Genomic DNA, 9,440 nt, shown 5'->3' with positions numbered 1-9,440 from the left:
ACCCCGGGGTAATCTGTGACATCGCAAACCCCCGGGGCGTGTAGCTCAGTGGTAGAGCGCCGCCCTTACAAGGCGGATGTCGGCGGTTCGAAACCGTCCACGCCCACCCCGGGTCCAGCCCCCTCAGCAGCACCACTGAGGGGGCCTTTTCGTGCCCTGAATCCACATGGAGTCCACATCCCCACCTGACTCCGCCGTCAGGTCACCCGTTCGAGGGATCAAATCGCGCCAACATCCCGGCTAGAGTGCCAAGTCGGAGGGGGCTGGCGTGACTCCCCCACGCGCGCCAGATCTGAGCCCTCCACACGCCTGCGCACCGAGTCGGGGAGACAGAGTGCACAGGGAGCGGGCCCCGTCGCATACGCCGACGGGGGCCCTTCTCGCGAACAGTAGACCGCCCCGCCTGCCGATGCAGACGGGGCGGCGCGCTCGACCGGAATCGAGCGCTGGCGGCCGGGTCGGGGCGGATCTGAGCACACCCACGACCGGCCGCGCTCTGGTCTGTACGTCCCCACCAGATGTGGCGTTTACGCTACAGACTTTTGATCATGGTCCACACAGCGTGGACCCGCGCCATCAGACCCGATCCCCGAACGCGTCCTCGCGCGCCGTCGGCAGATCGGCGACCAGATTCGCGAAGTACGACTGGCGAAGGGCTGGACGCAGGAACGGTTGGCTGAAGGCGCGGACCTCGACCGGGTGACCATCGTCCGCATCGAGACCGCGGTCGCCTCGGCGCGGCTCGATCACCTGCTCCTCATCGCAGACGCTCTCGCCGTACCGCTCGCTCAGCTCGTAGCGGAGCCGCCCCGCGGGTGACGGGGCGGCACCAGGTTGGGCGGCTACTACTGCCCTTCCTCGGCGATGGCGCGGAGCGCAGCCATGGCGATATCGCGCTCAGACTGGTCGCGGGTGGTGTCGCCAGCGATGAACGCGAGGTCGTCGACTGCGGCTGCGGCTGCGCGCTCCTCATCGGGCGTCTCGGGGGTGTCGGGCATGCTCGTCTCCTCGGGTGTGGATGGGGGGTTGGCCCCGGCGCGACAGGGGTCGGCGTGCGCCGGGGCCGTGCCGCGGCGAGCAGGCCGCGGCGGTGCCGTGGGACCAACCACGGCAGTCCTATTTGACGGGTGATCGGCCGTTCACCGGGGCGCACGCCCACCGGTGCACCAGAACCTCGGGTGCCGCGGCGGTGCCGTGCTCGATTGCCTCGCGCCGCTCGTCGCCCTGGCGTACAGGTGCCTGGCAGCAGTGACACGTCCCGACCACCCGCCGGCCGGGCTGCTCGGCCATCGGGTGTCCGGGCGCGGTCGGCGTCGCGCCTGGGCCGGCGATATATACGGTCCGCTGCGCCTGGCCGGCGTGGCAGTCGCAGCCGCACCGGTACGTCTGCACGGGCGTGTTCGCCTCGGTGTCGCCCGGCAGTCTCATCACCATATTGCCCGCGCACCGGTCGTGCGCCTCCGGCCAGGCGAGGCGATCGGACGCAGCGCACTCCGGTGACGCTGCCGGTTTGGTGGTGGCCATCGGATGCCGCCCGGCTACTTCTTCGAGCTGGTGCTGGTCGGCGTGGGCTTGGGGTCGGTGGTGCAGCCACCCTTACGGCAGCCGGGAACGCCACAGGACATGGTGATCACTCCTTGCTGGTGGACTGGGCTTTCTGGATGCGCGCCCGCAACCGCTCCGTGAGGGGCAGCGACGCGCCGGCGCGCTGATACAGGACGCTGACCAGGACGTTCAAGCGGCGGCTTCCCTCGACCGTCACATGCTCCGCGACGACCTGATCCAGTTCCGTGAGGATGTCGTCGAGGGGTCGGTCCGCAATGCGCGCACATGCCGATTCCAGGAACGGCACCCGCGGCACCCGCAGCGGCTTATCGAGGAGGTCACGGACCGTCGGCCCGTCGTGATCAGCAGCCATGTCTTGAGAGTCGGCCCGTTCGGCCCGGTGCGGGAGTGTGTACCGGACCTGTGTGCGGGTGGTCGAAACACACACTGTGTGTCCGGGAGTTGGCTACGCTCAATGCACTGAGAGTGAGCGAGGACCGCATGGAGCCCAACACCCTCCTCGACGCCCTACTGGACGAGGCTGGCATGTCCCGCAAAGGACTCGCCGCGCGCATCAACAAAGCCGGACAGGCCCGCGGCAAGAAGATGCGGTACGACCACACCGCGGTCATCCGCTGGCTCGGCGGGGCGCGGCCGCGTGGCATCGTGCCCGACCTGATCTGCGACATCCTCGCCAACCGCCTCGGGCGGCCCATCAGCATCGCCGACATCGGCATGGGCCCGACCGGCAGCGCGGCCCCGGCGGCGCCGCCCCTCGCCGGGTTCATCGAGCGATCTACCGCGCTGTGGCGGGGCGACGGGCAGCAACGCGCCGACGTTGAACAGACCCCGCTCATCACCGGACTGCCCGCGATCGGCCCCGTGTGGGAGTGGGAGAACCCGCCCGACGACCTCGACGTGTCCCGGCCCGGCAACATGCGCGTGGGCCACGGCGACATCGACACTCTGCGCGCCGCGCGCCTGCACTATGAGGCGATGTACCGGCAGGCCGGCGGTGTGGCCACCCGCGGCCGCGTCGTGCGGTTCCTCGCCGACCAGACCGCGCCCCTCGTCCGCGGCGCGTACACCGACGCGACCGGCCGTGAACTGCACCGGGCCGTCGGGGGACTCGTGGCGGTCGCGGGGATCTGCTCCTACGACTCCAACCGGCAGGGCCTCGCGCAGAGGTACTTCCACCAGGCGCTACGCCTTGCCAAAGCCAGCGGCGACCGGGCGTTCGGCGGGTACGTAATCGCGCTGCTCGTCAACCAGGCGATCTTCATGCGCGACTACCGGCAGGCGGTCGCGTTCGCCGAGGCCGGGATTCGCGCCGCGGGCACCGCGATCTCTCCCGCGCTGGCCACGGACCTGTACGCCATGCAGGCCAAAGCCTTCTCGCGGATGGGCGACCAGGCCGGCGCGCACCGCTGCATGACTGCCGCAGAGGAGGCCGCGGCCCGTATCCGGCCGGGCGAGGAGCCCGCCGAACTTGGCTACGTGCAACCGGGCCTCGTCGAGGCTCAGCTCGCGGAGGCGCTCATCAGCCTCCGCGACTGGGCGCCCGCCCAGAACTACGCCACCGAGGCGGTCCGGGCCCAGGCGCACGCCCGCGGCTCCATCCACCGCCTGGCAACCCTGGCGACCGCCGACCTCGGCCGTGGCGAAGCCGAGTTGGCGGCTGCGCACACCCTGGATGCGCTGACCTTGTCCCGCGGGCAGGAGTCGCAGCGGCTCCGGGATCGGTTCGTGCGGCTGCGTGGCATGCTCGCCGACCATGGGTCGGCGGTCAGTCGGGACGCGGTGGAGCAGATCGACGCGTCGCTGTCGGTTCCCCTGTAGGTGGCGTGCTGCGATAGCGTCCCGGAACTGGTGTCCAGGACGGGAGCGCGGCGTGTCGGTGTGGAAGAACCTTGGGGAGAAGACGGTCTACGAGAACCCGTGGCTGCGGGTCAATCTCGCGGACGTGGAACTGCCCGACGGCCGGCACCTTGACCACTACCTGATCCGGCAGCGCCCGGTCGCCCTGGCCACCGCGGTCAACGAAGCAGGCGAGGTGCTCCTGCTGTGGCGGCACCGCTTCATCACCGACACGTGGGGTTGGGAGTTGGCGGCCGGCGTTGTCGAGGTGGAGAAGGGCGAGTCTGTTGAGGAGGCGGCTGCTCGGGAGATGCTGGAGGAGACCGGGTGGCGGCCGGGACCGCTGCGGCACTTGCTGACGGTGGAGCCGTCCAACGGGCTCAGCGACGCACGGCACCACGTGTACTGGTCGGAGTCCGCGGACTATGTGGGGCACCCGGAGGACGATTTCGAGTCGGAGCGGCGCGAGTGGGTGCCGCTGGCCGACGTGCCAGCGCTGGTCGCACGGGGTGAGGTGCGGTCGGCGAATGCGGTTGCAGCGCTGCTGTTGCTGCATCACCTGCGCGTGTCCTGAGTGGCATGTGCCAGGTGGCGCGCGGAGGCTCCGCTGTGGGTGCCGCCCCGTAGGCTTGTCGCATGATCCCCGAGTCGTCGCCTGTTGATGCCGCGCGCCCGTCGGCGGCGGATATCAACGCGCAGATTCGGCGGCTCAGCGAGGGGCGTGCGGTGTGGACGCGGGCGGCGCTGGCCGAGCTGGCACTGCTGCGCGCCGAATGGCGTGAGGCAGTGGCCCGGGAGCAGGAGCTGGCGGCGTGACGCGCATCGTCCGGTACGTCGGCGGCCCCCTGGACGGCCAGGAGATGGACGTCTCGGACTGGTCGGAGGAGTCGATCAGGGGCGGCGTCTACCAGATCGTGGACGGCTGGGTGGACCGAGCGGACTGGAGAGCTACGGCGCCGGTTGGCGTACTGCTGCGAGGCGTTCCAGGCGTGCCACTACACGGCGCTCGGCCGGGACCTTCCCGGGCTGGTTGTCGCCGTGCAGCAGGCCGCAGCCCGCACTGACGGCTCCGAGGCATACGTGCTGGTCTCCCGCGTGCTTCAGCTCGCCGCGAGCTTCCTCCACAAGTACGGGCCGGCGACCGCCGTGCAGGCCGCAGCCGTCGCCGACCGGGCGCTTGCCGCGGCGCAGCGTTCCGGGGACGCGGTCGCGATCGGCGCCGCCTCGCGGCGCGTTGCGAAGTCGCTGTTCTACCAGGGTCGTTCGGCGGCGGCCGTCGCGTTCGCAGTCGAGTCGGCGGCCGCGCTGCATGACGACTTGGTGGCCGCTGGACCTGCGGGGCTGTCCACGCTGGGGATGCTGCACCTGAACGCCGCGATCGCCGCGGCTGCGGAGGAACGGCCGACCGCCGCGGTGCGTGCGGCGACCGGTCATGTGGATGAGGCCGCCGACGTGGCCGACCGGCAGGGCGCGGACCTCAATGAGGACTGGACGGCGTTCGGGCCGACGAACGTGCTGATGCACCGGATTGATGTCCTCGCCCGGTTCGAGGATGGTTGGGCTGCGGTCGAGGCGGCTGGCGAGTTGGACCCGGCGGCGTTTGCGGACATTGCCCGGGAGCGTCGGGCGCAGCACCTCATCACGATGGCACGCAGTCAGCTCTTGACACGGTACAAGGACCCTGCTGTGCAGGCATTGTTGGAGGCGGAACGTCTTGCGCCGGAGGAGGTGCGGGGCAGGCAGTCGACGCGGGCGCTGGTAGAGGATCTGGTCGGTGCGAGCCCCGTACCCAGCGGGGAGTTGCGTGCGCCGGCGGCTCGGTGTGGACTCCGGGCATGACTCGTGTGCTGTACCTGATCGCGTGTGCTGCCGGCCCGACCCAATACGTGGATGAGGGGGTGCGTGCGGCGCAGGCCGCGGGGTGGGATGTGTGCCTGGTGCTGACCCCGTCGGCTGCACGGTGGTGGGAGCCGCGCATGGGCGAGCTGGTTGAGTTGACCGGGCATCCGGTGCGCAGCCAGTACAAGCTGCCGTGGGAGAAGGACGCTTTGCCGAAGGCGGGCGCGATGCTGGTGGCGCCGATCTCGTGCACGACCCTCAACAAGTGGGGCGCCGGGATCTCCGACACCCTCGCGATCGGTCTGCCGTCGGAGGGAGTCCACATGGGCGTCCCGGTGTTCGCCATGCCGTACTTCAACCGCGCGCAGGGCGCCCAGCCGGCGGTGCAGGAGAGCATCGGCCGCCTGACGGCGCAGGGCGTGACGTACCTTGGCGGCCCGGACGGGTACGAGTCGCATCCGCCGAAGCAGGGCAACCCGAAAGCGTTCCCGTGGGAGCGGGCTGTGGCGGCTCTCGGTTGAGGGTGGCGGCCCCGTAGGGTTGTCGCACGACCCCGCAGACGCCCACCGGTGATCCGCCGCTCCCGACGGCGGCTGCCATCAACGAGCGGATCCGGGCGCTGTCCGCCGGCCGTGCGGTGTGGACGGATGCGGCCCGCCCGGAGTGTGGAACTGATCTCCGCGCAGGTCAACATCACGCAGCCGACCGAGATCGCGCTGTACATCGCTGCGTTCGAGCAGTTGCGGCAGAGGGCCGTGTACGGGGCGGAGGCGCGGGTGCTGATCGTGCGCGCGATCGATGCGCTGAGGTAGCGACAGTGGCACGCTCGGCCACATGAGGGCCACTCGGGCATCACCGTCCCGGTCGGCCGGGACGTCCATGATCCGATCGCCTTCGGAAGGACAACAGCTTCCGAGACGTCCGCAGGTGAGGACGCAGGCTGTGCCGGGGCCGGGCCACCGTCGGCGGCCGGCGCGGCAGCGGAGACTCGGCCACTTGGCGGGCAAACCTCGTTCGCGTGAATCGCGGGGCCGGATCGCATGAGGATTGCCGGGGAAGCGTAGTTCTCCAGGGAACGCCGCCCCGGCCGTTCGTCCTCCGACCGGAAGGCGCCGCCGTGCGTATTCTCCGTCCCGTCACGGGCGCCGCCGCGCTCGCCCTCGCCGCCTGCACCACTCTCGCCGCCACTTCGACGGCCCACGCCACCGCTGTCGACCTGGCCTGTACGAGTACCATCGCCCCGCAATACACCCCCGGGCTGACCCTCACCCCCGCGGCCGTCACCCTGAACGGGCCCGGCACCCTGGACAATTGCGTGGGGAAGGCGGGGATGACCTCGGGGACCATCGCCGCGCACGGCTCCAGCAGTTCCTTCTCCTGCACCGCGGGGAGCCTCCAGGTCGAGGGTGACATCACCTGGAACGACCGGACCACCTCGCACTTCACCTTCACGGCGCTGCGTGTGCTCCAGACCAACGGCTCCCTCGTCAGCGTGAACAGCGGCACCATCACCTCGGGCCCCTTCACCGGGGACACCCTCACCGCTTCGTACACCCTCAGCAACCTCCCCTCGGCCTGCGCGCTCCCGGGCGGGGTGACCTCCGCGACCGGCACCGGCGTGTACACGCTGTCGAACTGACAGCCCGAGGGGCCGACCGGCGCGGACGCCCTGGCCGCCACTTCGCGGCCGACCGCGCCGCGCCCACGAACGGCTGACCGGCCATGTCACTCCGGACCCGCCGGGAAGCTTGTGCCGCACATTCTGCGCATACGAAGGAGTATTCGTGCGATTCCGCACCCACGCCGTCGTGGCACTGCTCGCCGCCGCCTCGTTCGCCCAGACCGGCGCAGCCTTGGCCGCTGCCCCTGTCCGTACGGCCTCGTCCCCCCACGTCGTGACCGACGAGGAACTCTGCCCGTTCGTCGGGGCCCAGCGAGTGGACGGGACAGGGTTCGACACCTGCGTCCCCGGCGGCGAATGGGTCTACCAGGACTGCGCTCCGGGAACCGTTTCCGTCCAGGGCTGGGGCGCGGCCAAGTACAGGATCTGGTGCGTCGTTCCCGACTGACCGTCGGGCACGGCGTGGTGGCGTGAGTGGCCGGACCTCCTCCACCGACCGCCGGATACCGGGCACCTCATCGCCCCGCTACCCGCGGCCGGGCATTGCCGCCTGCCGGTGTTCCCGACAGCAGAGGCGAGACCCGACCCGGGCCACTGACGTTCCCGCACCCGCGCCCCACGTGCGGCCGGAACCCGGCGCGGGGCCGGCTGCGTTCCGGCATGAGCCACCACGCCAAAAGGGTCTGTTCACTTGCCCGGGACGGGCGGCGGCACATGAAACCCCGGGCTCGGTGAAAATGTGCCCGGGGTCGGCGTCTACTGGACTTCAGGCAGCGTCTCGGTACACAGCGTCTTTGGGCTGAGCCTGTCCGGCGCTGGACAAGGCGAAGGCCGCGTTCGGGTGCTTCCACATGAGGTCGACCCAGTCCTTCATCGTCGCGGTCAGCGGAACCGGCACGAGCGGGACCGGTTTCGGTTGCCGTGTCGTGGACATCACTGCGGCGAAGAGGCGGTCGGCCATGGTCATGAGGACTACGTCGTGGCCATAGTCGAGCATGCGTTCCATAACGTCGCCCGCCAGCTCCGACTGGCCGGCGATGACGATGGTGTGGCGGCCCTGCGTATCGAGTGTGCTCGCATTGTCGGCGAGACCGCGCACCAAGTCCTGCAGAGTTTCGGATCGCTCGATCTCTCGACGAACCGCCTCTCGCTCCGAGGCGAACTGGTCCTCAGCAGGGCAGTCAAAGGTGATGGTCATGGTCGTCGTGGTGAGCAGGGCATGGTCGATCATCGTCATCTCGTCGCGGCTCGGGTACTGCTGGCCGTCGGCGAGGCCGATGCCGTGGAGCCAGGCGTTCACCTCGGACCAGAGCCACACTCTGGAGCGGCCTGCCGTCCCCTCGGGCCGAGGAAACGGCGGCTTGTCCGACTGTCGCTCGCCGCTGATCCACTGAGCCACGTTCTGCCGGCTCCGACCGGTTCGTTCGGCGATCTCCGTGATGCCGACGAGATTGCGATCGACCCGGTGTACACGCAGGCGGGGGACGGCGTTGATGGCTTTCGCCGCCGCGTAACGAGCGGCACGGACCGGGTCCTCCCCGGTTGCTGTGATGGTCAGCAGGTCGACGCCGCCGCCGCGAAAGAGCATCGCGTCGAGTTCCTCGAGAGCGTCGACAGCGGCGTCGTCGTCGACGGATGCGCCTGACACGACGAAGGTCAATTCATAGTTCATGAGCCCCCTCTCTACGCGGGTAAGGATGTCAGAGCTGTTGTCATTCGTCAACGCCGAAAGGTGGCAAAGGCGGGCAAAGGGTAATCTTGCTTCAAGACGCTTCCCTCTTGCGGGCGGGGCTGCGCTGCGGGGAATCCTCCGGCTTCGGACAGCGTGCGGCGGCCACCCTGATGCGCCTGGCTGTGGCGTCCACGTCCCTGGGTGTGCCGGGAACCGGGATCGTGGAGCATCCGCACGGGCAGTAGAGCCTGCCTTTGTGCCCCTCCTTGTGCGCGGACCAGCCGGCTTCGACGAGGGATTCGACGACCTCGCGAATCTCCTTCTTGAGTTCCGAGGTCTTCAGCGGCTTACCAACCATGTCGGCCCCCCTGCGTCTGCGAGGCCGCCATGGCCGCACGGATGAAAGTCCGGTGAGGGGAGGCGGGCTTGCGCTGCGTGGTCGAGATCAGCCGCGTTGCGGTGGGCAGATGCCACCAAGTCCTCCGCTCGTGGTGCCACGCCCTCGGCGGGATTGCCGCCCGCCCGAGGGCATACGTCTGTCTGGTGTCGGTTCGCACAAGAAGCCGACCGCTACAGATTGCTCCGTGTGGCGGACGGCCTGTCGGTGATGCCGTGTCAGGCTTGCGTGGGGCGTGCCGAGTTGGGGGTGGTCTGTTCCGTCACCTCGCATGATGTGCGGTGGTTGACCGATCATCGCTCATTTCGGGCAGGCCAAGATCATTACTCAGCGTTGTCTTTTGGGGCACGAGTGCCCCGGTGATCGTGCGTGAAGTACGCCGCCGCAACGACGCGGGCCGACCATGCTCATGGCTGAGGAGAGTCGGCAGGAATGGGGCTCGGCGGCTGGGCCGGAGTGGCCGCGTTGCGCTGCCGGCCCCTGGTGCCGGCGATCTGCTTGCGTGCCAC

The 9,440-nt window shown here is 69.7% G+C and carries 13 protein-coding genes, 1 tRNA gene and 1 pseudogene; 10 read left to right on the top strand and 5 right to left on the bottom strand.

What is annotated here, in order from left to right; translation table 11 throughout:
• The first annotated feature begins 34 nt into the window (after nt 1-34).
• Together AC13HU_RS23400 and AC13HU_RS23395 are read left to right on the top strand one after the other, a co-directional pair.
• Nucleotides 35-106 (top strand) — tRNA-Val (locus AC13HU_RS23400).
• 566 nt (nt 107-672) lie between these two features.
• A complete protein-coding gene (locus AC13HU_RS23395; protein WP_483043902.1) occupies nt 673-819 on the top strand; it encodes a helix-turn-helix domain-containing protein in 147 nt (48 codons plus the stop codon).
• 26 nt (nt 820-845) lie between these two features.
• On the opposite strand, the gene AC13HU_RS23390 is transcribed toward AC13HU_RS23395, so the two are convergent.
• The 3 genes from AC13HU_RS23390 to AC13HU_RS23380 all read right to left on the bottom strand — a co-directional run bounded on the left by AC13HU_RS23390 (nt 846) and on the right by AC13HU_RS23380 (nt 1,918).
• The gene (locus AC13HU_RS23390; RefSeq protein WP_483043901.1) at nt 846-998 is read right to left on the bottom strand and encodes a hypothetical protein; all 153 of its coding nucleotides are present in this window, start codon (nt 996-998) and stop codon (nt 846-848) included.
• Between the two features lie 118 nt (nt 999-1,116).
• Nucleotides 1,117-1,428 carry a hypothetical protein gene (locus AC13HU_RS23385; RefSeq protein WP_483043900.1) on the bottom strand — a complete coding sequence of 104 codons (312 nt, stop codon included), beginning with the start codon at nt 1,426-1,428 and terminating at the stop codon, nt 1,117-1,119.
• A gap of 202 nt (nt 1,429-1,630) precedes the next feature.
• Nucleotides 1,631-1,918 carry a hypothetical protein gene (locus tag AC13HU_RS23380; protein WP_483043899.1) on the bottom strand — a complete coding sequence of 96 codons (288 nt, stop codon included), beginning with the start codon at nt 1,916-1,918 and terminating at the stop codon, nt 1,631-1,633.
• Between the two features lie 128 nt (nt 1,919-2,046).
• Here AC13HU_RS23380 and AC13HU_RS23375 point away from each other — a divergent pair, with 128 nt between their 5' ends.
• The 8 genes and pseudogenes from AC13HU_RS23375 (at nt 2,047) to AC13HU_RS23340 (ending at nt 7,310) form a co-directional block, all read left to right on the top strand.
• Entirely contained in the window at nt 2,047-3,384 is a 1,338-nt protein-coding gene (locus AC13HU_RS23375) for an NsdA family TPR-like regulatory protein (RefSeq protein ID WP_483043898.1), read from the top strand.
• Between the two features lie 58 nt (nt 3,385-3,442).
• The gene (locus AC13HU_RS23370; protein ID WP_483043897.1) at nt 3,443-3,976 is read left to right on the top strand and encodes an NUDIX hydrolase; all 534 of its coding nucleotides are present in this window, start codon (nt 3,443-3,445) and stop codon (nt 3,974-3,976) included.
• Between the two features lie 62 nt (nt 3,977-4,038).
• Complete coding sequence (locus AC13HU_RS23365) at nt 4,039-4,218, top strand: hypothetical protein (protein WP_483043896.1); 180 nt, start codon at nt 4,039-4,041, stop codon at nt 4,216-4,218.
• A gap of 222 nt (nt 4,219-4,440) precedes the next feature.
• Nucleotides 4,441-5,241 (top strand): hypothetical protein, encoded by an 801-nt coding sequence (locus tag AC13HU_RS23360; RefSeq protein ID WP_483043895.1) that lies wholly within the window; start codon nt 4,441-4,443, stop codon nt 5,239-5,241.
• The gene (locus AC13HU_RS23355) at nt 5,238-5,762 is read left to right on the top strand and encodes a flavoprotein (RefSeq protein ID WP_483043894.1); all 525 of its coding nucleotides are present in this window, start codon (nt 5,238-5,240) and stop codon (nt 5,760-5,762) included. Before AC13HU_RS23360 ends, AC13HU_RS23355 begins: the two co-directional genes overlap by 4 nt.
• 141 nt (nt 5,763-5,903) lie before the next feature.
• Nucleotides 5,904-6,053, top strand: a pseudogene (locus AC13HU_RS23350) (transcriptional regulator); the annotation flags it as partial.
• A gap of 305 nt (nt 6,054-6,358) precedes the next feature.
• Entirely contained in the window at nt 6,359-6,880 is a 522-nt protein-coding gene (locus AC13HU_RS23345) for a hypothetical protein (protein ID WP_483043893.1), read from the top strand.
• Between the two features lie 145 nt (nt 6,881-7,025).
• Nucleotides 7,026-7,310 carry a hypothetical protein gene (locus AC13HU_RS23340; RefSeq protein ID WP_483043892.1) on the top strand — a complete coding sequence of 95 codons (285 nt, stop codon included), beginning with the start codon at nt 7,026-7,028 and terminating at the stop codon, nt 7,308-7,310.
• 318 nt (nt 7,311-7,628) lie between these two features.
• Here the strand turns inward: AC13HU_RS23340 and AC13HU_RS23335 are convergent, their stop codons facing one another.
• Entirely contained in the window at nt 7,629-8,534 is a 906-nt protein-coding gene (locus AC13HU_RS23335) for a helix-turn-helix transcriptional regulator (RefSeq protein ID WP_483043891.1), read from the bottom strand.
• 91 nt (nt 8,535-8,625) lie between these two features.
• Nucleotides 8,626-8,892 (bottom strand): hypothetical protein, encoded by a 267-nt coding sequence (locus AC13HU_RS23330; RefSeq protein WP_483043890.1) that lies wholly within the window; start codon nt 8,890-8,892, stop codon nt 8,626-8,628.
• Between the last annotated feature and the right edge of the window lie 548 nt (nt 8,893-9,440).

This window comes from Streptomyces sp. NH27 (assembly GCF_056859195.1).
This window is presented reverse-complemented; position numbering and strand designations above follow the sequence as displayed.

What these genes read in the sequence shown, in the direction of transcription:
- AC13HU_RS23390 (WP_483043901.1), bottom strand. Translation starts at nt 998, where the DNA reads ATGCCCGACACCCCCGAGACGCCCGATGAGGAGCGCGCAGCCGCAGCC.
- AC13HU_RS23385 (WP_483043900.1), bottom strand. Translation starts at nt 1,428, where the DNA reads ATGAGACTGCCGGGCGACACCGAGGCGAACACGCCCGTGCAGACGTAC.
- AC13HU_RS23380 (WP_483043899.1), bottom strand. Translation starts at nt 1,918, where the DNA reads ATGGCTGCTGATCACGACGGGCCGACGGTCCGTGACCTCCTCGATAAG.
- AC13HU_RS23375 (WP_483043898.1), top strand. Translation starts at nt 2,047, where the DNA reads ATGGAGCCCAACACCCTCCTCGACGCCCTACTGGACGAGGCTGGCATG.
- AC13HU_RS23365 (WP_483043896.1), top strand. Translation starts at nt 4,039, where the DNA reads ATGATCCCCGAGTCGTCGCCTGTTGATGCCGCGCGCCCGTCGGCGGCG.
- AC13HU_RS23355 (WP_483043894.1), top strand. Translation starts at nt 5,238, where the DNA reads ATGACTCGTGTGCTGTACCTGATCGCGTGTGCTGCCGGCCCGACCCAA.
- AC13HU_RS23335 (WP_483043891.1), bottom strand. Translation starts at nt 8,534, where the DNA reads ATGAACTATGAATTGACCTTCGTCGTGTCAGGCGCATCCGTCGACGAC.
- AC13HU_RS23330 (WP_483043890.1), bottom strand. Translation starts at nt 8,892, where the DNA reads ATGGTTGGTAAGCCGCTGAAGACCTCGGAACTCAAGAAGGAGATTCGC.